General features: G+C 28.1%; 25 protein-coding genes. 9 read left to right on the plus strand and 16 right to left on the minus strand.

What is annotated here, in order from left to right; all coding sequences use genetic code 11:
* Positions 1-473 precede the first annotated feature (473 nt).
* From NL43_RS06955 to rpl7ae, 13 genes are all read right to left on the minus strand, one after another.
* A complete protein-coding gene (locus tag NL43_RS06955) occupies positions 474-629 on the minus strand; it encodes a 30S ribosomal protein S27ae (RefSeq protein WP_011406218.1) in 156 nt (51 codons plus the stop codon).
* 24 nt (positions 630-653) lie between these two features.
* Complete coding sequence (locus NL43_RS06960; protein WP_069593331.1) at positions 654-971, minus strand: 30S ribosomal protein S24e; 318 nt, start codon at positions 969-971, stop codon at positions 654-656.
* A 7-nt stretch (positions 972-978) separates the two neighbouring features.
* Entirely contained in the window at positions 979-1,488 is a 510-nt protein-coding gene (locus NL43_RS06965; RefSeq protein WP_069593332.1) for a GTP-dependent dephospho-CoA kinase family protein, read from the minus strand.
* A 16-nt stretch (positions 1,489-1,504) separates the two neighbouring features.
* A complete protein-coding gene (gene spt4, locus NL43_RS06970; RefSeq protein WP_069593333.1) occupies positions 1,505-1,690 on the minus strand; it encodes a transcription elongation factor subunit Spt4 in 186 nt (61 codons plus the stop codon).
* Between the two features lie 27 nt (positions 1,691-1,717).
* Complete coding sequence (locus tag NL43_RS06975) at positions 1,718-2,266, minus strand: DNA-directed RNA polymerase (protein ID WP_198923197.1); 549 nt, start codon at positions 2,264-2,266, stop codon at positions 1,718-1,720.
* 85 nt (positions 2,267-2,351) lie between these two features.
* A complete protein-coding gene (locus NL43_RS06980; RefSeq protein WP_069593335.1) occupies positions 2,352-2,744 on the minus strand; it encodes a PIN domain-containing protein in 393 nt (130 codons plus the stop codon).
* A gap of 24 nt (positions 2,745-2,768) precedes the next feature.
* On the minus strand, positions 2,769-3,998 hold the full coding sequence (locus tag NL43_RS06985) for a translation initiation factor IF-2 subunit gamma (protein ID WP_069593336.1): 1,230 nt from the start codon (positions 3,996-3,998) through the stop codon (positions 2,769-2,771).
* A 52-nt stretch (positions 3,999-4,050) separates the two neighbouring features.
* Positions 4,051-4,443 (minus strand): 30S ribosomal protein S6e, encoded by a 393-nt coding sequence (locus tag NL43_RS06990; RefSeq protein ID WP_069593337.1) that lies wholly within the window; start codon positions 4,441-4,443, stop codon positions 4,051-4,053.
* Between the two features lie 74 nt (positions 4,444-4,517).
* On the minus strand, positions 4,518-6,359 hold the full coding sequence (infB, locus tag NL43_RS06995; RefSeq protein WP_069593338.1) for a translation initiation factor IF-2: 1,842 nt from the start codon (positions 6,357-6,359) through the stop codon (positions 4,518-4,520).
* A 359-nt stretch (positions 6,360-6,718) separates the two neighbouring features.
* Positions 6,719-7,177 (minus strand): nucleoside-diphosphate kinase, encoded by a 459-nt coding sequence (ndk, locus tag NL43_RS07000; protein WP_069593339.1) that lies wholly within the window; start codon positions 7,175-7,177, stop codon positions 6,719-6,721.
* Positions 7,174-7,332, minus strand: coding sequence for a 50S ribosomal protein L24e (locus NL43_RS07005; RefSeq protein ID WP_069593340.1), 159 nt, complete (start codon positions 7,330-7,332; stop codon positions 7,174-7,176). The genes ndk and NL43_RS07005 overlap by 4 nt, the downstream gene beginning before the upstream one ends.
* Before the next feature lie 68 nt (positions 7,333-7,400).
* Positions 7,401-7,607, minus strand: coding sequence for a 30S ribosomal protein S28e (locus NL43_RS07010; protein ID WP_011406230.1), 207 nt, complete (start codon positions 7,605-7,607; stop codon positions 7,401-7,403).
* A 230-nt stretch (positions 7,608-7,837) separates the two neighbouring features.
* Positions 7,838-8,209: a 50S ribosomal protein L7Ae gene (rpl7ae, locus tag NL43_RS07015; RefSeq protein WP_011406231.1), complete on the minus strand. Its 372-nt coding sequence runs from the start codon at positions 8,207-8,209 to the stop codon at positions 7,838-7,840.
* Between the two features lie 614 nt (positions 8,210-8,823).
* Between rpl7ae and NL43_RS07020 the strand changes: the two genes are divergently transcribed.
* From NL43_RS07020 to NL43_RS07030, 3 genes are all read left to right on the plus strand, one after another.
* Complete coding sequence (locus NL43_RS07020; protein WP_069593341.1) at positions 8,824-9,645, plus strand: UbiA family prenyltransferase; 822 nt, start codon at positions 8,824-8,826, stop codon at positions 9,643-9,645.
* 25 nt (positions 9,646-9,670) lie between these two features.
* Positions 9,671-10,816, plus strand: coding sequence for an ORC1-type DNA replication protein (locus NL43_RS07025; protein ID WP_069593342.1), 1,146 nt, complete (start codon positions 9,671-9,673; stop codon positions 10,814-10,816).
* A 499-nt stretch (positions 10,817-11,315) separates the two neighbouring features.
* On the plus strand, positions 11,316-11,753 hold the full coding sequence (locus tag NL43_RS07030; protein ID WP_069593343.1) for an archease: 438 nt from the start codon (positions 11,316-11,318) through the stop codon (positions 11,751-11,753).
* A 17-nt stretch (positions 11,754-11,770) separates the two neighbouring features.
* On the opposite strand, the gene NL43_RS07035 is transcribed toward NL43_RS07030, so the two are convergent.
* The 3 genes from NL43_RS07035 to NL43_RS07045 are packed head-to-tail and all read right to left on the minus strand — an operon-like array spanning position 11,771 to position 14,397.
* Positions 11,771-12,172, minus strand: coding sequence for a hydrogenase iron-sulfur subunit (locus tag NL43_RS07035; RefSeq protein WP_069593344.1), 402 nt, complete (start codon positions 12,170-12,172; stop codon positions 11,771-11,773).
* A 19-nt stretch (positions 12,173-12,191) separates the two neighbouring features.
* Positions 12,192-13,337: a Coenzyme F420 hydrogenase/dehydrogenase, beta subunit C-terminal domain gene (locus NL43_RS07040; RefSeq protein WP_069593345.1), complete on the minus strand. Its 1,146-nt coding sequence runs from the start codon at positions 13,335-13,337 to the stop codon at positions 12,192-12,194.
* Position 13,338: 1 nt separating this feature from the next.
* Positions 13,339-14,397, minus strand: a complete 1,059-nt coding sequence (locus tag NL43_RS07045; RefSeq protein ID WP_069593346.1) for a hypothetical protein — start codon at positions 14,395-14,397, stop codon at positions 13,339-13,341.
* A 531-nt stretch (positions 14,398-14,928) separates the two neighbouring features.
* On the opposite strand from NL43_RS07045, the gene NL43_RS07050 reads away from it, so the two are divergent.
* From NL43_RS07050 to NL43_RS07075, 6 genes are all read left to right on the plus strand, one after another.
* Positions 14,929-16,377 carry an RtcB family protein gene (locus NL43_RS07050; protein ID WP_069593347.1) on the plus strand — a complete coding sequence of 483 codons (1,449 nt, stop codon included), beginning with the start codon at positions 14,929-14,931 and terminating at the stop codon, positions 16,375-16,377.
* A gap of 5 nt (positions 16,378-16,382) precedes the next feature.
* Complete coding sequence (locus tag NL43_RS07055; RefSeq protein WP_069593348.1) at positions 16,383-17,144, plus strand: MTAP family purine nucleoside phosphorylase; 762 nt, start codon at positions 16,383-16,385, stop codon at positions 17,142-17,144.
* A 60-nt stretch (positions 17,145-17,204) separates the two neighbouring features.
* Positions 17,205-18,122 carry a quinolinate synthase NadA gene (gene nadA, locus NL43_RS07060; protein ID WP_069593349.1) on the plus strand — a complete coding sequence of 306 codons (918 nt, stop codon included), beginning with the start codon at positions 17,205-17,207 and terminating at the stop codon, positions 18,120-18,122.
* 120 nt (positions 18,123-18,242) lie between these two features.
* Complete coding sequence (locus tag NL43_RS07065) at positions 18,243-19,295, plus strand: hypothetical protein (RefSeq protein WP_084790455.1); 1,053 nt, start codon at positions 18,243-18,245, stop codon at positions 19,293-19,295.
* Positions 19,296-19,407: 112 nt separating this feature from the next.
* The gene (gene nrdD, locus NL43_RS07070; RefSeq protein WP_069593350.1) at positions 19,408-21,186 is read left to right on the plus strand and encodes an anaerobic ribonucleoside-triphosphate reductase; all 1,779 of its coding nucleotides are present in this window, start codon (positions 19,408-19,410) and stop codon (positions 21,184-21,186) included.
* Positions 21,187-21,342: 156 nt separating this feature from the next.
* Entirely contained in the window at positions 21,343-23,112 is a 1,770-nt protein-coding gene (locus tag NL43_RS07075; protein ID WP_069593351.1) for an MJ1255/VC2487 family glycosyltransferase, read from the plus strand.
* The last annotated feature ends 8 nt before the right edge of the window (positions 23,113-23,120 follow it).

Raw genomic sequence — 23,120 nt, forward strand, 5'->3', positions numbered from 1 at the left:
AAATATTTGATGCATACATTATTATTTTTAAAAATAAATAATTATGAGTCACCCTGATTTAACTTTAAAAAAAGTTTATAACTATTAAATATTTAAAAATAGTCCATGGATGAAATAATATTAATTTAACTATCCAATCATTTTAATATAATTTTTTTAAACTATAACATAACCCCATTTTATTATAAAGTGATTGTATTAAATCACTACTACTATTTATCGAAGTCATTATTTATATAAATATAGGTATAACTAAATTCATAATGCTTGAAAAATATAACAATGTTACTTTAAATAATTCTAAAAAATATGACTTATATTAAAATATTTAATTAAGTAACATATATGAAAACAATACTAAAAATTCAATCTCAAAAATAATATAAAAAATGGGTGGTGAATAAGGTTTTATATATTAATGTATTTTTAGATCCGTGTTTAATAATTATAAATATATAATTTATAGTATATATTTATTCATTTTTCCATTGTGTGTATCCACAACGACCACATGCATATCTGTCACCGTGGTCTGCCATGAAGATACCATGTGAACATCTTACACATTCAGGATTTTTTCTTACAATTTTACCGTCTTTAACTTCATATAATTCATATTTTTTTGACATTATAATATCCCCATTTTGTTGTATCTATTCTGCATCTTCAGCTTCTTCAGCAACTTCTTCAGCAGGTTCTTCATTTTTTGCAATTACAGCTTTTGTTTCAATTTCATTTAATTTTTCAATGGAATCATAAATTTTTGCTAATCCAACTGCTGTTGCAACTCCATAATTTGGCTTCATGTTGTCCACCACTAGGAGATCGTTAGATGAGTCTTCTAAAGCAACGAGTTTATGTTTTACATCTAAAATATTAGGTGTTCCTTCAGCAGGATATTCACATTCAAATTTAATTTCAGTCCTATTTAATAATGGGTTTTCTTTTTTCTCAATGATTTTTATTTCCATATTATCGTTATTCCTTAATTAATTGTTTATAATAATTTTCAGCTTTATTAAAAGCTTCATCAGTTTTAACCAAAACAACACCTTCTTTTGGTTGACCATAAAGAATAAGAGTGTCTTTTGGTGCATTTAATATACAGGGCAATACTGCTAAATCTTCTTCACCATTAACTACAATAATTACAGGTTCGTTAGATGTAGCTGTGTTTATTGAATCTATAATTAACTCAATTAATTCATCAGTTAATGTCCCTGCAGGATTATCAACATATTTAATGTTATCTGTATGATTTAAGGTATTTTGTACTGGATGTCTTTCAACTAAATTATCTACTATACAAATTTGTGGTTGTAATTGTAAATCAACAAGTTTTCTTGTTGTAACATCACCAATACCAATTATAAGTTTATCTTCGGATAATTGTTCTTGTAGTGGATTTTCAATTAAATTAATGGACTTGTGCAATTCACCTAATGGTTTTTTTAATTCCGTTCTTAAAGATTTTGGTAGTTTTAGCACAATTAATCTCCTTCAATTATTTTCTGACTTTTAATGCATATCTGCCAGGTGAATTAATATTTAATTCATTAGCTAAATCTGATTCATCAGGATCGATCACTACTATTAATCCTGTCCAATTACTTGATGTTTCTGTTCCACATAAAGGACAAACCTTTTCAAATGTCACATATTTACATCTTGGACATGCTCTTTCAGCCATTTTAAGTCTCCTTAAACTTGTTCATACTTATTTTCTATTTTTTTCTTTTTCTTCTTCAATCCATTCGAAACGTCCTAATCCAGGTTGTCTCATAGTTAAACCGATTTTACAATCTTTAGTGGAGTCGCCTTTCATACTTAATGCAACAATTCTTGCACGAACAAAATCTGTTTCATCAAGTGATTTATTTGATTCATTTGCTATTAAAGCTCCACGTTTTACATCATAATTAATATAATCATTAGTTATTTGTGAAACGTGAACTAATCCATCCATTGGACCAATTCTTACAAATGCACCAAATTCAATAATTTCAATTACTTCTCCATCAATTACTTCATGTAACATTGGTTTGTAGAATAATGCATCGAATTTAATATGATAAAATGCTGATCCATCTCCGATTACAACTTTTCCTTGATTATGTTCAAGAATATCTGTAACCATTACTAAAATACCTAAGTTTTTATCAACTTTTCCAACATATTTTCTGTTGAGTATTTCAGCAGCCACTTCTTCAAGTGGTTGATCAAACATATTAGGTGGTACTCTTACTGTATCCTCAATAGTTGCTATTTCGTACACTTAAATACCTCACATGTACTTTCATAGTTCATAAGTTCTTAAGTATATTCATTAAATAAAGAATAATACTTATTTTCTAGTTACTTTTATTATTAGTTATAGAATTTCGTTTAATATAACCATCTACTTCTAAAAATCTATGTTGTCTTAAATAGATTACAGTTATTCCTCTTTGACGTGCTCGTCTTCTGAGAATTTTATCATTTGTACATAAAACATCATTTTTTGTACAATATTTAAGCAATAAATTATCAACATGGTCTGTTTTTTTGATATTTTCTATCTTAAACGGATCTCTACTTGCAAGTTTATATGCTAATGTTGCTGCTAATTTATTTTTTCCTTTAGATTTCTTCTTTAGATTAGCTAGTTCATTGACTACTACTGATGGAACAATTAAATCATAATATGATGGTAATAGATTCTGTAAATCTGTAACCACATCAATATCTAACTGAAACATCATCATCAAAAATTTGTATCAACAACTGCTTTATTCTTTGATGATTCCATAACCTATAAGCCTCCATCTAGCTCCTACACGACGGCTTAAAGCTACACGTTGTCCATCTTCTGCACATACTGGTAATCTTAATTCAACATCAACAAAGTCACCTCTTGCACTTGAAACAAGCCCTACTGTTGTTGTTGTACCAATATTTATCATTAAATTTTCAGAAGAATGAATTGGCTCTACATCTGTTTCATCTTTTGTACCAACTACACGATCAAGTAAATGTGTTTCCATAGTAAATCCTTGAATTGTTGGTGGTAAAGTTCCAGGTTTTCCTGCAATAGATCCAGATAATGAATCTGCTTTAGTTAATGATGGATCTAATAATAAAGCTACTCCTATTAATCCTCCAGGTCCTACTTCATCAACAAAATTATCTGCTGCTTCAAGTCCAGTTATTGTTGAAGTTAAACTTCTCCATTCAACTTTTCCTTTATTTTTAATTTGAATACCTGGTTTAATCTCAATTTCGTCGCCTACTTTGAGTTTTCCTTGTATTAAAGATCCTCCAATAATTCCACCATTGATTTTCTTTGGATGGGTACCTGGCTTATTTATATCAAATGATCTTGCTACATATAATTTTGGATTTTTACGTAGAGATCTTCTTGGTGTTTTAATATGTCTTTGAATAGTTTCAATTAAAACATCAATATTTGCACCTTGTTGTGCTGATATTGGTATAATTGGAACTCCTTCTGCACAGGTTCCTTTTACAAATTCTTTAATTTCATGATAGTTTTCAATTGCTTTTTCTTTAGGTACTGTGTCAATTTTATTTTGAACTACAATAACATTTTTCACACCAATTACATCTAAAGCCATTAAATGTTCTTTAGTTTGTGGTTGTGGACATGGTTCATTTGCTCCTATTACAAGTATTGCACCATCCATTATTGCTGCACCTGAAAGCATTGTTGCCATCAAAGTTTCGTGTCCTGGTGAATCTACAAATGATACTTTTCTAAGTACTTCTGTTTTAGAACCACAGTGTTCACAAGTTTCTTTTGTAGTGTAACATTGAGGTGCTTCACATTCATTACAAGTTCTGAATGTTATATCTGCATAACCTAAGCGTATTGAAATACCTCTTTTAGCCTCTTCACTGTGAGTATCAGTCCATATTCCAGATAAAGCTTTGGTTAATGTAGTTTTACCATGATCAACGTGACCTACTAATCCAATATTTATCTCGGATTGTACTTTCATAAGTTACACCTCCATATGATATCTAATTATTATTTAATTAATAATTAAGTATCTATTCTTCTTGTTCTTCTTCTGGTTCTGCAAAGATTTCAGTTAGTGTTTGTTCTCCTCTTTCTGAAACTTTAACATTGATTTGTGAGATATCATCAGCAATTGTGTTTCCACGTACTGTTTTTCTTCTTCTTAATCCTTTTTTAGTAGGTTTGAATCCAGTTCCTTCACTTACTAAACTTTTGAATCTTCTTGTTCCATCAATGTCTTCTTTCATTGGGAAACCGTTTTTGTCACTACCACCAGTAATTTTTAATTTGTAACCTTTTAATCCAAGAACTCCACCATTGAATTCTTCTCCGATTTTAAGACCGTTTACTACTTTTGCATCTTTATCATCTAATTCTAATTGATAGGTTACATCTGCATCTGATACTACTACTTTGTATACCATTATATGTCTCCATTTATTTTTATTCTAAGTTATTATTTATTGTAGTTACTTAGCTCTACATTAATTTACTGAAATTAGTAGAAGTCTTCATATTCATCTTCATCTAATGTATCAAGTTCACTCCAATCAGTATTTATTATACCCCAATTAGGGTCTTCAATTTGTTGTTTAATTTCTCGTAGTTCATCCATTGTTAAAAGTTCATCTTCTAACAATTTATCACCTAATTCATCACCAAGTGCTAAGAAATTTCTTTCAGACATGTCAACATAGAGTACATCACCTTCTTCAAAATCTTTTTCAAATACAGCACCACTTATTGCCATTGCAACTTGTGATCCTCTTGATGTTTTTTGAAGACTTTCCCCATTGTCTTCCATACTGTCAACTATACCAACTTCATGACCTTTTTCATTAATAAGTGTTACACCTTTTTCTATAATACCAGACATTACTTCTATACCTGCAATTGCAGGTTTACTATGTCTAAATACTAGTTTTGGTATAATTCTTATTTTTGAAGGACGAATTATTGAAGCTAATTTTTGTTTTTTCTGACGTTCTTTAGCTGTTACTACCCATTCAAGATAATCTTCAGTTAATTGATAAATTACTTTATCTTGGAAGACTTTTATTTCTTGATCATGAAGTTCTTCTTCAGCTGAAGGTAGTATATTAACATTAAATGCTATGACTACACCATATTTTTCATCTTCTTTATGCATAATTGATGCATTTATAATATCTCTACGAGAAATATCACCAATTTCTGCAGATTTTATAGGTATATCCTTAGAATCTAATATGTTAACTAATGCTTCTAAAGAACCAAGTGTGTCTGCTTTTACAATAATACCCACATCATTTGTTTGTATACGAATATTATCTACTTCAGATAATAATTCCTCTTCAACTGATTTATCACCATCATTAGCTACTTTTAATGGAGAACCTGCTATCACATCATCTACATGAGGCGCTACTATTTTTACACCTGCTGCAGCTACTATTTGATCAGTATCTTCAAATAATGTTTTTGATTCTCGTATTTCTTCTAATGGTTTTGGTTTTAGCAATGATCTAATCTTTGTTGAAATTATCTTATTATCTTTTGTTAACATCATAATATGGTCTTCTTTATTCAGAACACCATCATAAAGAATTGTATCTATAGTTAATCCTAATCCTTTTTCTTCTTTAACTTCTAGTACTGTACCTGCTGCAGGTGAATTTTCTTCTATTTGGAGTTGTTCACTTAAATATTGGTAAGCAAGTCCTAGAAGCATTGTTAACAATTCAGGTAATCCTTCACCAGTTTTTGCACTTATAGGTACAATAGTAATTTGACTTGCAAAATTACTTATTCTATCAAAACGTTCAGATTCAAATCCTTCCTCATGTAGTGTTCCTACTATTTCATAAAGTCTTTGATCTAAATCAAATACTACTTTTGAATGTTGATTCTGAACAGATTCAGTGAAAGACGTGTTTTTCATTGAATTCCATCCAGGTATATTATCAATTTTATTAGCAGCAACTACAAAAGGTGTTTTTGATGATTTTAATATATTTAAAGCCTCATATGTTTGAGGTTTAAAACCTTCTGTAACATCTAATATAAGAATAGCTAAATCTGCTAAGGATCCACCACGTTTACGTAGTGTTGTAAAAGCTTCATGTCCTGGTGTATCTATAAAAAATAATCCAGGTAATTGTTCTTGAATATTCATTTTTTCCAGAAATTCACCACAAATTGATGAAATAACATCCATTGGAATTTCAGTTGCACCAATATGCTGAGTTATACCTCCAGCTTCTCTGGCTGCAATAGTACTACCCCTTACATTATCTAAAAGAGTAGTTTTCCCATGATCTACATGACCTAAAACAGATACTATAGGTGATCTAGTTTTCATTTCTTTATCTCCCTAAAAAACATATTTTTAAACCTTAAATTAAGATAAGATTTGATTTATTTAACAATGGGTTAAATAAGTTTTGTTCTGATTATAATTTAAAATACTGAATACTGACATCTGTTATTGAATGTCTCTGAAAAAAATCGTTACTCTTCTCTGTAGAACACACTTATTTTTCAATCGAAATCATTCATAATCAATAAAAATATTATTATTTTTTTATTATTTTTTTTACGCGTAAATTAAAATAAAACTTATTGGATTTTGAAGTTATTGATTTTATTAATGACTTCAATATTGATATTATCTACATTTCAATAATAGCAAAAAAAGAGCTTTTAAAAGAAAAAAAATTCTTATGGCTCTTCATATATTATATCTTCGTCAGGTAATTCATAATCACAGAATTCTGATTCATCGAAGAATAAATTAATTTCTCTTTCTGCTGATTCTTCAGAATCGGAAGCATGAATTATATTTCTACCCATGTCAATTGCATAATCTCCACGGATTGTTCCTATATCTGCTTCTTTAGGATTGGTTGCACCAACCATTTTTCTTACTAAACTTATTACATCATCACCTTCTAAAACCATAGCAAATACTGGGCCACTGGTAATGTATGATATTAAGTCTCCAAAGAATGGTTTTTCACTATGTTCCCCATAGTGTGTTTTTGCAAGGTCATCTGAAATCATAAGAGTTTTAGCTGCTACTACTTTTAAACCACGTTTTTCAAATCTTGTTAAAATTTCACCGGTAAGTCTTCTTTTAACTGCATCTGGTTTTAACATGGTAAATGTTCTTTGTTTCATTGTTTAACCCACTTAACTTTTCTTGGGATTCTTCCAAGTTTATTATTTTTTTCACATTTGCTGCTGCAGAAGAAAGAAATTGATCCATCTCTACGGACATACATTTTTCCTGTACCTTCTGGAATTTCTTTTCCACAGAATGAACATGTTCTCATATTTAAACTCCTTTTAAATATTTAAAAAAGAATAATTTTACAATAAAAGTTAATTTAATCATAAACTCCTATGGAGTTCTGATTTCTTTAGCTTCTCTTATTGTATCTAGTAACATTAAAACGTCGCCTTCTTTGATAGCACCCATAACGTTTCTAGTGAGTATTCTTCCTTTATCTCTTCCATCAAGTATTCTGCATTTTACTTGCATTACTTCTCCAGTCATCCCAGTTCTTTTTAAAACTTCGATAACTTCAGCTGGAGTTCCATCTTCCATATAATCACCTTATAATTTTTGATTGGTTAAATAAAATATATAATATGTGAAGTGTCTTAGAATAATTTTAAAAAAAAATTAAAGAAAGAAAATTCTCTATAAATTAATACCCATTAATTGAATATTTAAATTATTATATGAATTTATTCCTTATATTTTATAAAATTCAAAGCACTTTAAATAAACTTCTAATTACGATACTTTATTTCCTAGTATAGGTCCAATCATGATTAGTTTTTGAGTTCTGCGACTTTTTCAACTATTTCGTCTACTAGTTCTTGACCTTCACCTGCATCAATAATACATGCAGATGCTGTACCTACGTTAAGTCCAGCAGCTTCTCCTAATTCTTCTTTGGTTGGAAGATATACGTAAGGAATTTCTTTTTCTTCTGCTAAAATAGGTAAGTGTGCAACGATTTCAGCTGGTTCAATATCTTCTGCGATTACAGCTAAAGCAACATTGTTTCTTTCAATGTTTTTTGTTACTTCGTTGGTTCCTTTTCCTATTTTACCTGTATCTCTTGCTATTTCTAAAGCTTCGTAAACTTTATCAGCTATTTCTTTTGGTACTTCAAATTTTACATATACTGAATTTGCCATTTAATTTCCTCCATTATCATCTGGCTTTTAACCATCCATTTCAAGTAAAAAGAGATATTCTTTTTCTAAAAAGAGTACTTTTTAAAAAATATCATAACAATAATATTATTTACCAAAATATCCTACTTTAAGACTTGTTGTCTGATTAAATGACCTATTTAATAAAATATAATTTATATAATAAAAAATATTCTAATTTAAAACTCCTTAATGAGTGATACTCATTCGCTCACAGTTTTAAGTATGTTAAAAATTAGTTATTAAATAATATCTTTTTACTTTAATATATACTTTGTGTTTATAGATAAATATTATAGACCAAAAAAATCAGTACATCTAATTTCATTTATAATATTAGAATAACCTAGAAAACTTAGCTAAAAAACAACATATCCCGTTATTTGAACTAAGTAGTATAATAAAAATTTAAAAAAAATAGTTTTAATTACTCACGCTCAAATAATCAATATAATATATAGAAATAAGTTTTACCTGTTTAAAATAGTTATTTAGATAAAATAAGAAAAAAATCTATAATTAATATAATACATATATAAGTATAATAATATTAAAAAAAAGTTCAATAATACCCTATAAAAACAGGTGATAAAAAAGTGAATTCCTACATAGAAATATTACGACCCGGAAATGCTATCATGGCACTTATAGCAGTACTACTAATGGCAATTGTTGGTCATGTATATAATTGGGAAATTATACTTGGAGCCATAACAGTATTTATTGCAACCGGTGCAGGAAATACTATTAATGATTATTATGATTATGAAATTGATAAAATAAACAAACCACAACGACCACTACCCTCAGGTAGAATAAAAAAAGAGAATGCATTATATTATAGTTTAATCCTATACTTTATTGCCATAATTATGGGTTTTATAATATCCTTCGAAAATGGAATTACTGTAATTATTTGTACAATATTAATGATTATATATGCATATAATTTTAAACAAAAATGTCTTATAGGAAACATTACAGTTGCATTACTAACCGGATTAACCTTCGTATTTGGTGGATTAATCATTAATCAATTATATACTAGTATTATTTTAGGATTTTTTGCATTCTTAATGACATTATCTAGAGAAATTATAAAAGACACTGAGGATATTGAAGGTGACTTAAAAGAAAATGCACAGACATTTCCCATAAAATACGGAAGTAAAAATGCAGTGAAATTAGCTGTTGCATTAAATATTATAACTTGTCTACTTAGTCCATTATTATATATTTATAATATTTTCTCACTGTTTTATATGATTATAGTTTTAATAGCAGATATTATATTTATATACACTGCAATACTAGCTTTAAGAAACCAGACAAAAGAAAATCTACATAAAATATCAGGATATATGAAAATAGGTATGTTAATAGCATTCATATCATTTGCTGTGGGTAGTTTGATATAACAAAAAATGATTAGGAGGATTGTTAATGGAATTAAATGATATATTACTTCATGATGAAACCATTTTTAAAGATATAACTGTATTTAATTCAGATTTTTTACCAGAAAACTTCAAATTAAGACAACCACAAATGGAAGAAATGGCATTATCCCTAAGACCTGCATTACAAAAAGGAAAACCTATAAATAATATCATACTCGGACCACCAGCAACAGGTAAAACAACAGCAATTAAAAAATTATTTGAAATGGCAGAATATGATTGTTCTGATGATATAAACTGTGTATATATAAATTGTCAATTACACTCAACAAAATTCGATATATTTTCACAAATACATAAAAAATTATTTGGACATAGACCTCCAGAAACGGGAGTTCCATATGCAAGAATATATAATAAAATCATGACTGAACTATATGATTCTGACAAAGCACTTATCGTTGCATTAGATGATATAAATTATTTATTTCAGGGAAATTCGATTAGTAAAGTATTTTATGACATACTTCGTGCTCATGAATCATTTGAAGGTGTTCGTACAGGCATATTTGCAGTATTATCGGATGTAGAGTTTAGATTCGTGTTAGATAAAAATGTAGGATCAATATTTAATGCTACGGAAGTACACTTTAACCCATATACATATGAAGAAACATTTAAAATTCTTAAAGAAAGAGCAACTATTGGATTTTATCCTAATGTTATATCTGATGAATTAATAGAAAAAATAACTAATTATACTTATGAATGTGGAGACCTACGCCTTGGAATAGATCTCCTACGTATAAGTGGAAATAATGCTGAAGTAAAGGCATCTAGAACAATACAAGAAGATGATGTTAATAAAGCAATAGAATCTTCAAATAGTATGAGTTTGAAGTACATATTAGATACATTAAATGAAAAAGAACAAGATTTACTACGATTTATAAGCCGTGTAAATAAAGAAATAACTTCAGGTGATTTATTTAAAGAATATAATCGAGAAAATAAAATTAGTTATGCTACATATAATAGATTAATAAATAAACTAGAATTTCTAAGATTAATTGATACTCGTTATACAGGTACTGGAAATAAAGGAAACTCCAGATTTGTTATATTAAGATTTGATGCAAAAGAAGTTAGAGATAATTTACCTAAAAAGAGTTTTAGATTGAAAAAATAATTCCTATAAAAAAAGTAAATATAAGTAGATTATCCTGTTAAAAATCTCAAGGATTAAATTAATTTATTATAATGTAGAATTAAATTTTATTTAGTGTTATCTGAATTGAATTAATTACATATTACTTTCTATTTTTTTTAAATTATATCGGACTATTTTTAGAAAAATAATATATTTTTTACAAATCTACTTATTTATTGACAATAATTTTAATTTTATCATAGAGTAACTGTCAATATCAATTATATATTTCACTTCTTCTTTTAAAATTTTGAAGATAATCTCTAGTTATAATTCAAATTTTCACGGATTAACTGATATATTATTATGAAAGCATAATTTCACCCATGAAATATATACTTCCATATTAGGCTCTTTCTAATTTAAAGAATATAAATAAAACCCAAGAGCATGTGATAAGTAATGAGAGCATGTGATAAGTACTAAAAATTATTAAGTTCATAAAAAAATAAAACAATAAAAAAGTATAATATTATTTATGAAAAAAGAAGATTTTAATTTTAAATACTTTGACACCACAGCAGACATTGGAATTGAAGTCAAAACAAATAATTTAAATGATGCATATATTCAATCAACTCTTGCAACATTAAATCTCATAACAGATATTGATAAAATTAAACCAATCATTACTAAAAAGATATTTATTAAATCAGAAGATGAATATGGACTTTTATATGATTGGGTTACGGAAATATTAATACTTTTGAATAGTGAAGATTTCATGACTTCAAAATACGATATTAATATACGAAAAGAAGATAATTATTATATTCTTGAAGGTACCCTATCTGGAGATATTTATGATACAAATAGATACAATTACAAGACAGAAGTAAAAGCTATTACATACCATAAAATGAAAATAAGCAAAGAAGACAATATTTATAACATTAGATTTATTGTAGATATATAAAAAAAGGAAAAAGAAGATTATTTAGATGATAAGTTCATCCCATCTAATTCTTTGTAAAATTCATTCATTAACATTTGAAACTTAGATCCTTCAGATGCTGATACCCAATCATGTTTAAATCTTCTTTGATCAATACCCATCTCATCTAGAATATATCTAATTAGATGTGCTCTTCTTCGCCATTTATAATTACCTGCATCATAATGACAATCGCCAATATGACATCCCCCTACAAACACACCATCTGCCCCTTCATGAAATGCCTTAAAAATCATATCGGGATTTATTCTACCAGAACACATCACTCTAATAATTCTAATATTTGGTGGATATGCCATCCTACTTGTTCCAGCATTATCTGCTCCACCATAACAACACCAATTACAACAAAATCCTATAATTTTTATGTCTTCATTCATTAAAAATCAACACCCTTACTTATTCTATAATTTCCTCTTTTTCTCCACTATAAATCATTGGTTTTTCACTTGTTACACCAGAAATATAGCCTGTTTCTTCACGATATTTTAATTGAACTCTTTGATATATTTTTGCTAATGGTATTTCCATTGGACATACATCTTCACATTGTCCACAATTTATACAACTAAATGACATATGTCCCATTCTTATTCCATGCATTAATAATGGGTCTGGTTTCTCATTTGAATTTTCATTAAAATAATGCTTCTCTAGAGAACAGATTTTACAATTACATACAGGACATACATCTCTACAACGATAACATTTTAAACATCTATTAAATACATCAAATTCCATATTTTCCATTGACAATTGTTTTTTCTGTATTTTATTTGCCATCTTAATCATGATATTCTCTACTTTACTTCTGATTTTAATTTGTTTTTCAGAGGGTTCTTTAACTTCTATATATCCATTATCCAGTGCATTTTGTACTATTTGTTCTCCTCTTGGAGTATTTATTTCTACAAAAGTATAACCTTTACTTGATCCCCAATTACCACAAGCTATATCTGCTTTTCGAGGTACTTTTAATTCACATCTTTGACAATTTTCTCTTCGTCCATAACCTTCATATTCAAGAGTATCTATTTTAACAGATTTTTCAGTTCCATCTTCAAGTTCTACTATAAAACTTCCCTTATTTATTTCCTCAGATACTACTGTTTCAGGATCAATATTATAGAATAATCGTATCATCTCTTCTGCTACTGTAGGCTTTACTGTCCCACCACAATTTAAACCTATCATATACACATTATCCCTATTAATTCCAGAACGTTTCATAATTTCATCAATTGCCATTGCATCACAAGGTTTTGTTGTAACTGCTATTACTTCATCTTCAAGATATTTTGCAATTATATCAGAAATCATTGTTGGAGCACAATGAAGTGAGCCTGCTGTGTTAACTAAATCATCAGAATTAGTTGTGTAAGTAGGTATACCATCATAAACATCCTTCCCTTTTTTGATATTCAATACCCCTTCAACTGTATTTAATTCAAGTAATGATTTTAGTATTGCAGTAACTGCTCCACCATTTTCTGCTTTTTCTAATATTTCAGCATCTGTTGACTTTATTTGTAAATATTTAACCATTTTAATCACCCATTAATCCATCATTTATTTCATGAATTACTTCAGTTATTGATTTAAGAGATGTTTTTTTATTCTGAATTGTATCAATAAATTCTTGTGTTAATCCTTCACTATTTGTAAATGAACCATTTAGTTCATACCATGCTTTAACAGGAATAAATATTTCAGAAGAATTTATCTCATTTTGAATTGTATTTAAGGATATTATTTTTTTATTATCTAAAATATCACTTGAAAGATATTTTAAAGGATTTTCATTAATTAACATCACTATTTCCGATTTTTTAATTTGATTTGTTAATTCTTTAATAGTAGATGGAGTTACTTTCTTAATTAAAGAATAACTATTTGGATGTTTTAGAATTGGTAATATTTTTATGTTTTTCTCATACACACATTCTACAATTTCCTCATATATATCGGGAGAATCTATTGTATTTATAATAATTATTGTATCTTCTGTTAATTTTCTTGAATTTAATACATTTATTACCTTTGAATAACTTATAATAGAAATAAACTCATCACTATTATATGCAGTCAAATTTTTCTCGTTGTGGATATTGATAGTATAACATCCATTTTTCTTTGCTTGAATGATTTTTCGTGATATTAATGGATTATTTCTATAGATATCACCAACTGTTATTATTGTTGTAGCATTTTCTATTTCATCATATGTTGCTATTATATCAGAATTTATATTTGTGAAATTATATTCATATGCTAAAATATTATAGTCTTGTTTTTTGGAAAATTCTATAACTGTATCTATTTCTTCATTGTTTAGGTTTCCTGAAATTAATAAAGATATTTTATTATTTTCTTTTGATTTTAGTAAATTTACTGTATTTTGAATTATTTTTGAATAATTATTAATGTATTTTCTTTCATTTTTGAAAAGATCTATAAACTTTGTACAATTATTACAATTCTTTCCCTCATTTATTTTATGATTTTTATAGGAGTTAATTCCAACAACAACATCATTTTTGCTTATTATATTTAAGCCACACCCTACACTACATGCTGGACATATTGTATGTTCAATTTTTAACATAATACTCACCTAATTTATATGTTATCGTTCAACTACACATTTTACTATAAATTATTATAAATTAAAAATAATTATCATTATTAATAATTATAATTAATTATAACTATGTTCTAAGTAGTATTTAAAGGATTTCTATATCCTAAATAAGATATAACGGACAGACAAGCAGTTATTTAATGAAAAAACATCAAAAATAACCCATAAAGATATACAAAAATAATTACAATATACTTTGTATATTGATTTTCTAAAAAAAATAAAAAATAACTAAAAAAAATAATCAAAATAAAAATTATTTAAAACAAAATAACAAAAATACACTAACTATCAAACAACAGAACAAAAAACAGAGTATACACCACAACACAACCACAACAATAATAAAATAAAAATAATATAGAAAACAAAAATTTTAATATATTAAATTAAAATAGAGAATAAGAAAAATTAACTTATTTAATATAATACTAAAAAAATCAATTATAATTTAACAAAGAACAGAATTAGGAAAAAAAACGGGAGAATAATAGTATGGTTGGAAAAGCTGATTTAGAAAAAATAAGAGACTGCGTATATGAAATCCCATCATCCACAAGACGAGATATGAGAGTTCCAGCTCGAATATATTTAGATGAAGAATCAATAAAAACAATAGATGATGGTGCAATAGAACAAGTTGCTAATGTAGCATGTCTTGAAGGTATACAAAAAAGATCAATAGGACTACCAGATATCCACTTTGGATATGGATTCAGTATTGGAGGAGTAGCAGCATTTGCAGAAAATAATGGTATTATTAGTCCGGGAGGAGTAGGTTTTGATATTAATTGCGGAGTAAGATTATTAAAAACAAATCTTACACAAGAAGACATTAAACCCTACATGAAAGATTTAACAGAAGAATTATTCCACAAAATACCATCAGGTCTAGGAAGCAATGGTATCAAACATTTGAAAGAAAGTGAAATTGATGATGTTTTATTAAATGGAGCTAAATGGGCTGTTGAAAATGGTTATGGATGGGAAAAAGATCTTAAATTCCTTGAAGAAAATGGCTGTATGGAAGGAGCAGATCCTGAAAAAGTAAGTACAAAAGCAAAAAGACGAGGAATTCCACAACTTGGATCATTAGGTAGTGGAAATCATTTCTTAGAGATACAATCTGTTGGTGAAATATATGATGAAGAAAAAGCTAAAGTATATGGAATTGAAAAAAATCAGGTTGTAGTACTTATTCACACAGGATCACGTGGTTGTGGATATCAAATCTGTGCAGATAATCTCCGTGAAATGGATAAAACAGCGAAAAGATTAAAATTAAACTTACCTGATAGACAATTAGCCTGTGCACCTATAGATTCAACAGAAGGACAAAATTATCTTAAAGCAATGGCTGCAGGTGCAAATTATGCATGGACCAATAGACAAATGATACAACATTGGGTTAGAGAATCATTTGAAAACGTGTTAAAACAAGATGCTGAATCACTAGGATTAGACGTACTTTATGATGTAGCACACAACATAATTAAAAAAGAGCAACATAAAGTAGGAAAAATCAATAAAACAGTGTATGTACACCGTAAAGGAGCTACAAGAGCATTTGGACCAGGACGAAAAGAAATTCCTGAAGAATACAGAAATGTAGGTCAACCAGTACTAATACCAGGAACAATGGGAACATCATCATACCTACTTGCAGGAACAGAAACAGCAATGAGTGAAACATTTGGTTCAACAGCACATGGAGCTGGACGAGTACTAAGTAGATCAGGTGCAAAACGTGAATTTACACCAGATGAAATTTCTAAACAATTAGCTGATAAAGGAATTATATTAAAAGCAAATTCACAACAAGTTATAGCTGAAGAAGCACCAAATGCATATAAAGATATAGATTCAGTTGTCAAAACTGCTGATAAAACAGGTATAAGTAAGCTTGTAGCACAAATGAAACCATTAGGCGTTATTAAGGGGTAATTTTTATGATAGGAATTATTGGTGGAACCGGAACTGAATCATTACTAGAAACCTACCCTATAACCAGTGAAACAGAAATAAAAACAAAATATGGTACATCCCCTAAAATTAGTATACTTGAAATTGATAACAAAGAAGTAGCATACATTCCAAGACACAGTGAAGGTCATAGTGTACCACCCCATAAAATAAACTATAGGGCTAATATTGAAGCATTAAAAACAATTAATGTTAATCAAATATATGCTACCAATTCAGTAGGTTCTCTTGATACAAATATAGAACCAGGTAGTATATTAATTCCAGATAATTTTATAGATTTTACTCATGATAGAATTTCAACATTCTTTGACGATGAAGTTGTGCATATTGATTGTACTAACCCTTATTGTGAATCATTACGAAACATATTAAATGAATCTGGTGAAACTCACCCATATGGAATCTATATTGCAACAGAAGGTCCTCGATTTGAAACTGGTGCTGAAATACAGTTTTATAAATTAATTGGTGGTAAAGTTGTTGGAATGACTGGAGTTCCTGAAGTTGTCCTAGCAAAAGAAAGACAAATATGTTATAGTAGTATATGTACAGTGACAAATTATGCTGCATCTATTTCACCTAATAAATTAACAATCACAGAAGTTCTTGATGCAATGAAAGATTGTGAAGAAAAATTAATTCAATTAATTACAAAAACTATTGAAAAAACTAATCCTAAACGAGATTGTGAATGTCAACATATTTTAGATGATGCAATAATATAATATATATAATATAACAAAGAGTTAATTTAAGTTAAAGAGTTTTATAAAAGGAGTTAAAGTATGAGTGATGAAATAATCAAAGAAATTGAACAGTTGAAAAAAGATAAAAATGCTATTATCCTAGCACATAATTATCAACCAAAAGAAATCCAAGAAATTGCTGATTTCGTAGGAGATTCATTAGAATTATGTATAAAAGCTAGTGATGTAGATGATTCAGATATGATTATTTTTTGTGGAGTAAATTTCATGGCAGAAACTGCTGCTATTATCAATCCAGATAAAAAAGTATTATTACCGGATAATAGAGCAAACTGTCAAATGGCAGATATGATTTCACTTGAAGAACTTAAATCAGCAAAAAAAGAGCATCCTGATTGCGAAGTTGTATTATATGTAAATAGTAGAGCTGAAACTAAAAGTGAAGCAGATATTGTATGTACCTCTGCTAATGCAGGAAAAGTAGTTTCAAGTTTAAGTTCTGATGAATTTATATTTGCTCCTGATCATAACCTAGGAGTATATGCGGGAAAAGAATCTGGTAAAACACCAATTATTGTACCAGAGGATGGACATTGTTATGTGCATACAATGTTTAAACCAGAAGACATAGAAAAAGCAAGAGCTGAACATCCAGATGCTAAAATTGTTGTACACCCTGAATGTAATGATGATGTAAGACAATTAGCAGATTATGTTGAAAGTACTGGAGGAATGGTTAGACTTGCAAAAGATCCAGAAATAAGTAAATTAATAGTGGGAACTGAAATTGACCTTGCAACAAGACTTGCAAGAGAAAATCCAGGGAAAGAATTCTTACCTTTAAGAAGAGATGCTTTCTGCTTAACTATGAAAATAATTACACTTGAGAAAGTAAGAGATGCACTTAAAGAAGAAAAATACGAAGTTGTTGTAGATGATGAAATAGCATCAAAAGCTCGTATTGGTATTCAAAGAATGTTAGATTTATCAAATTAGATAAATTCTTTAACTTCTTTTTCACATGTCAAAACTATCTTTTTTTGAAAACATAACTTTTAAATATTTAACTAATTCTATTATATAATAACTTATTAAATTTTACGAACAATAGGAGGTATGCTAATTATATTTAATAAAAATAAACCAAATATTACAAAATCCATTATTTTAGGCATAGTTCTTATAATACTTGGAGTTATCATATTAGTTACTAATCATATTGATTCCTTTGTAACGTCATTATTATGGCCTCTTTTAGAAGGATCTTCAGAAGGAAAAACTGTTCTTTTTTTAGGTTTAATGGGTAGTTTATTAATATTTAGTTCAATCATAAATCAAAACATAGTTTTGAAAGAAAAAATATATGAAAATGAAACATCACATTTAAAATATCTTCGTATAGTACTAATTATGTTAGTTATTTGTGCTATTTTCGGCGTATTTATTGAATTCATAATTAGACAACAATTTGGAGTTTCATTTTTCACAATACTTACTGCAATGGACCCAAATACAAGTACAACCAGCCCTATGCATTCACATGTATATAAATCAATATTAGGTTATGTTTCATATTACTTTGTACCATCCCATGTTAATACTGGTTCGTCAATACTGAAATATGCATTACCTTATGCATATATTATAATCCCAGTATGGATATGTTCTTATATTCTAAGTATTATTGCTATAGCAAATATGAAAATTATTCCTCGAAGTATATCTATTGTTACAATTAGTATGATTTTAATTGGTATTCTTGATGGTGGTTTATTTTCACAACCTTTCCTAATTGGTTTATTCATATTATTAATTATCTATTTTGCAAAGGGACATTTAGAATATAAAAGTTTCATTAATCCTGTTGTTATAATGGGTTATATTTTACTCATTGCTGTGATAATAGAAGTAGGTGGTACTGATACAAGTTGTCATACATTAACTGTGATAAATCAGACAGAACCTGTAGATATGAGCGAATACAATGTTACAAATATTAATGTTAATGGTGATACTACAACATATACATTAAATTGTAATACACCAGATAAAGAATTAATAAAAAATGTGTTTTCTTCATTTGAAGGAAAATCAGATGTAACCTTTATGTCGTGGAATTTCTATAGTTATTTAGATAATCCTACTATGAGAATGAGACAAAATAAATAACCTCCTTCTTTTTTTTATAATACTTTTAAAATTAAATAATATGTAACTCTAAATTTTTAAATAGAATAAAATATTGATAGTAATATACTGAAAAAATGGGAGAATCATATTAATGGAAATAACCAGCACACAAATAACCGGACATATTTATGATACAAATAGAGAAAATGCTAACCTTGTAAAAAATCCTGAGGAAGTAAGTTTCCATCTTGCAAATGATATTCTAGAAAAATATGCTCTAGAAATGTTACCAGAAAATTTACGTAAATTACATACAGATGCTAAAGTTCACTTTCATGATTTAAATAGCTTACCACATAGAAGTATTAATTGTATGCAGCATGATGCACGATTTACTGCACAAATGGGACTAAGTCCAGCAGGATTAACAGGTAGAGGTGTGTATGCTAAGCCAGCGACAAAACTACATAGTTTTATGCATCAATTAAGCGAAGCTATGCATGCTGGTCAAAGTAATTTATCTGGAGGTCAAGGAATTCCTTCATTTAATACATTTTGTGCACCTTTTGCTGTAGGACTAGACTACAGTGAAATAAAAAAAGCAGTACAATCATATATTTATAATATGGGAGTATTATACTCTTCAAGAGGTGGACAAACCGTTTTCTCATCAGTCCAAATGGATATAGGAATGCCTGAATTTCTACGTGAAGAACCAGCATATGCTCAAGGCGGAAAAATAGTTGGTACTTATGGTGATTTTTATGAAGAAAGTCATAAAATACTAAGAGCATTTACTGAAGAAATGTTAAAAGGAGATGGACATGGACATCCATTTTTATTCCCAAATACTATATATGCTCTAAGAGAAGAAAGTTTTAAACCAGAATTCTCTGAAGAAATGCAATTAGCCCATGAAGTAAGTGCAAAACATGGAAATAATTATTTCTTAAATCTTACAGGAAAAACATCCCCTGAATATATTTCAGTAATGGGATGTAGAACAAGTCTTGCAAGTAATTGGACTGGAAATCCTTTAATTGACTGTTATCGTGCTGGTAATTTATCTTATGTGAGTATTAATTTACCACGTATTGGTCTTGACAGTAATGGTGATGAAGAAATATTCTTTGAAATTTTAAGAGAACGAATGGATTTAGTGCGGGAATATCTCACATTTCGTAGAAATCAAGCTAAAAAATTATTTACATTTAATATGTTTCCTTTCCTTAATCAATTTGACAAAGAAGGACGTCAATATTATGAAATAAATAATGCAACAGATAGTTTTGGAGTAGTAGGTATGGATGATCTTTGCCATAACATGCTTCATAAAGGAATAGAAACTTCAGAAGCACAAGAGTTTGCAACAAAAGTTCTTAATTTCATGAATAATTGTAAAGATGAATATAGTGAAGAATACCCTGATATACGTTATAGTATAATTGGAAGTCCTGCTGAAAGTGCTTGTGGTCGATTTGCACAACATGATCATGAAATTTATGGAAGTAATGCATATAGTAATGGAGAAGAAGGAGATTATTATTACAGTAATAGTTGTCATTTCCCAGTTAATACTAATAAAAGTATAATTGATAAAATCAAATGGGAATCCACAACTCATCCATTAATGGCTGGAGGTTCTATATTGAACTGTTGGATTGGAGAAAGTTATACTGAATCAGATTCTCTACGTAGCTTTACAGATAAAATTTGTAATACTGAAGCTCGCTATTTTACATATTCTTCAGCTTTAACAATATGTGATCGTTGTGGATTATCAATGAAAGGTACTCAAAATAAATGTGTACGTTGTGGATGTACAGATGAACTTAGAGTTCTTGATAAAATTACAGGTTATCTTCAAAACACGTCCGGATGGAATAATGCAAAACAAAAAGAATTTATGGATAGAAGACGAGAATGGTAAAATCAATCCACACCACCCATTAAATTATTTTTTTTACAATATTATCAAAATAACTATTTTTTTAATAGATGAACAACAAATTTAAAAATATATATTGAAAAAATTAAATCTACTTTTTAAATTAAGTAAACAATATGATTTGTAATAAGTGATTCTATGAAGATTAGTATAATAATACCAACATATAATGAAGAAGAATTTCTTCCAAATTTATTAAAAAGTATATCTAGACAAAATTTTAATGATCTTGAAGTCATAATAGCTGATGCACATTCAACAGATAAAACCATAGAAATTGCAAAATCATATAATTGTAAAATAGTTCCTGGAGGTTTACCTGGAATTGGCCGTAATAATGGAGCCCGTGTTGCTCAAGGAGAATTATTATTATTTCTAGATGCAGATTCAGTATTAACAAATAATTATATTACTTCAGCTATAGAAGAATTTGAGTTACATAATCTAGGTATTGCTATAACACAAATTGTACCTCTGGAAAAAGGATTTATAAATCAAATATCTCATGAATTTGCAAATTATATGACTAAACAAATATCATATATTAAACCACATGGTGCTGGCTGTTATGGAATACTTACTTATAAATCATTGCATGAAAAAGTAAATGGATTTGATGAACATCTTGATTTTGGAGAAGATACTGATTATATTGAAAGAATTGGTAAAATAAGTAGATTTAAAGTACTTTCTAATCCAAGATTACTTGTATCAACAAGAAGACTTGAAGAAGAAGGGTTGAGTGAAATAACTAAAAAATATGCTAAAAGTACTGCAAAACAGATGATGGGTAAAACTGTAACATTAAATGAATTAGATTATAGTTTTGAGCATGGTTCTAATCAAAATAAGAGAATATTTTATTCATTATGTGGAGAAGGTATGGGTCATGCTATAAGAAGTGGTGTTGTAATAGAATACTTAATTAATGAAGGATATGATTTAATTGTATTTGCTAGTAGTCGTGCTTATGATTATTTAAATTCAAAATTTGACAATATTTATGAAATTGGTGGATTTAATACTGTTTATGAAAATAATAGTGTGCGTAATAAAAAAACATTTGTTTATAATATGAAAGAAGTACCTAGTGATTTAAAAAATAATATTCAGAAAATGAATAAATTAGCAAAAAAATTTAAACCAGATTTAATAATATCTGATTTTGAATTTTATGCAAATTTATTATCACATATCCTACGTATTCCTATGATTAGTATAGATAATATGCATGTATTAACTGAAGCTAATTACAGTTCACCTAATAAATATATTAAAGATAGAATATTTAGTGAAGCAGTTGTTCATGCATTTATACAGAAAGCTAATAGAACATTAATTTATTCATATTTCTTCCCTCCTCTTAAAGATACAAAAACAACACAATATATTTATCCAATTATTAGAGATGAGATATATAAATTAAAACCTAGTGTAGGGGAACATGTTCTTGTTTATCAGACAAGTAACTCAAATAATGATTTAATCAAAGTATTAAAATCAAAACCAGATCAAGAATTTATTGTATATGGCTTTTATAAAGATGAACGAGATTCTAATATATTATATAGAAAATTTAATGAAGATGTATTATATAATGACTTTAAAGATGCTAAATGTGTTATAACAAATGGTGGTTTCTCTCTTATAACAGAAGCATTACAATTAGAAAAACCTATTCTTAGCATACCTGTAAATAAACAATTTGAACAAATATTAAATGCAATATACCTAGAACGTTTAGGATATGGAGAACATCATGATCATATAAATCAAAGAATTCTAGAGAATTTTCTTGAAAATGTTCCAAAATATAGACAAAACATAGTTGAAAACTATGAAAAACATGAAAATAATACAGAAACCTTAGAAACATTGAAAACAACTATTGAAGATGTATTGAAATAATAGTATGC

Origin of the sequence: Methanosphaera sp. WGK6, from assembly GCF_001729965.1 — an archaeon.
In the GTDB taxonomy this organism is placed as follows: domain Archaea; phylum Methanobacteriota; class Methanobacteria; order Methanobacteriales; family Methanobacteriaceae; genus Methanosphaera.

Bases quoted from the DNA above. Each gene is read 5' to 3' on its own strand.
- NL43_RS07030 (WP_069593343.1), top strand. From the start codon at position 11,316: ATGAAAAAAGAAGATTTTAATTTTAAATACTTTGACACCACAGCAGAC.
- ndk (WP_069593339.1), bottom strand. From the start codon at position 7,177: ATGAAACAAAGAACATTTACCATGTTAAAACCAGATGCAGTTAAAAGA.
- NL43_RS07045 (WP_069593346.1), bottom strand. From the start codon at position 14,397: ATGTTAAAAATTGAACATACAATATGTCCAGCATGTAGTGTAGGGTGT.
- NL43_RS07025 (WP_069593342.1), top strand. From the start codon at position 9,671: ATGGAATTAAATGATATATTACTTCATGATGAAACCATTTTTAAAGAT.
- NL43_RS07075 (WP_069593351.1), top strand. From the start codon at position 21,343: ATGAAGATTAGTATAATAATACCAACATATAATGAAGAAGAATTTCTT.
- NL43_RS06985 (WP_069593336.1), bottom strand. From the start codon at position 3,998: ATGAAAGTACAATCCGAGATAAATATTGGATTAGTAGGTCACGTTGAT.
- NL43_RS07050 (WP_069593347.1), top strand. From the start codon at position 14,929: ATGGTTGGAAAAGCTGATTTAGAAAAAATAAGAGACTGCGTATATGAA.
- NL43_RS07035 (WP_069593344.1), bottom strand. From the start codon at position 12,172: ATGAATGAAGACATAAAAATTATAGGATTTTGTTGTAATTGGTGTTGT.
- nrdD (WP_069593350.1), top strand. From the start codon at position 19,408: ATGGAAATAACCAGCACACAAATAACCGGACATATTTATGATACAAAT.
- spt4 (WP_069593333.1), bottom strand. From the start codon at position 1,690: ATGGCTGAAAGAGCATGTCCAAGATGTAAATATGTGACATTTGAAAAG.
- infB (WP_069593338.1), bottom strand. From the start codon at position 6,359: ATGAAAACTAGATCACCTATAGTATCTGTTTTAGGTCATGTAGATCAT.
- NL43_RS06955 (WP_011406218.1), bottom strand. From the start codon at position 629: ATGTCAAAAAAATATGAATTATATGAAGTTAAAGACGGTAAAATTGTA.
- NL43_RS06960 (WP_069593331.1), bottom strand. From the start codon at position 971: ATGGAAATAAAAATCATTGAGAAAAAAGAAAACCCATTATTAAATAGG.
- NL43_RS07040 (WP_069593345.1), bottom strand. From the start codon at position 13,337: ATGGTTAAATATTTACAAATAAAGTCAACAGATGCTGAAATATTAGAA.
- NL43_RS06990 (WP_069593337.1), bottom strand. From the start codon at position 4,443: ATGGTATACAAAGTAGTAGTATCAGATGCAGATGTAACCTATCAATTA.
- NL43_RS07005 (WP_069593340.1), bottom strand. From the start codon at position 7,332: ATGAGAACATGTTCATTCTGTGGAAAAGAAATTCCAGAAGGTACAGGA.
- NL43_RS07010 (WP_011406230.1), bottom strand. From the start codon at position 7,607: ATGGAAGATGGAACTCCAGCTGAAGTTATCGAAGTTTTAAAAAGAACT.
- NL43_RS07065 (WP_084790455.1), top strand. From the start codon at position 18,243: ATGCTAATTATATTTAATAAAAATAAACCAAATATTACAAAATCCATT.
- NL43_RS06980 (WP_069593335.1), bottom strand. From the start codon at position 2,744: ATGATGATGTTTCAGTTAGATATTGATGTGGTTACAGATTTACAGAAT.
- rpl7ae (WP_011406231.1), bottom strand. From the start codon at position 8,209: ATGGCAAATTCAGTATATGTAAAATTTGAAGTACCAAAAGAAATAGCT.
- nadA (WP_069593349.1), top strand. From the start codon at position 17,205: ATGAGTGATGAAATAATCAAAGAAATTGAACAGTTGAAAAAAGATAAA.
- NL43_RS07055 (WP_069593348.1), top strand. From the start codon at position 16,383: ATGATAGGAATTATTGGTGGAACCGGAACTGAATCATTACTAGAAACC.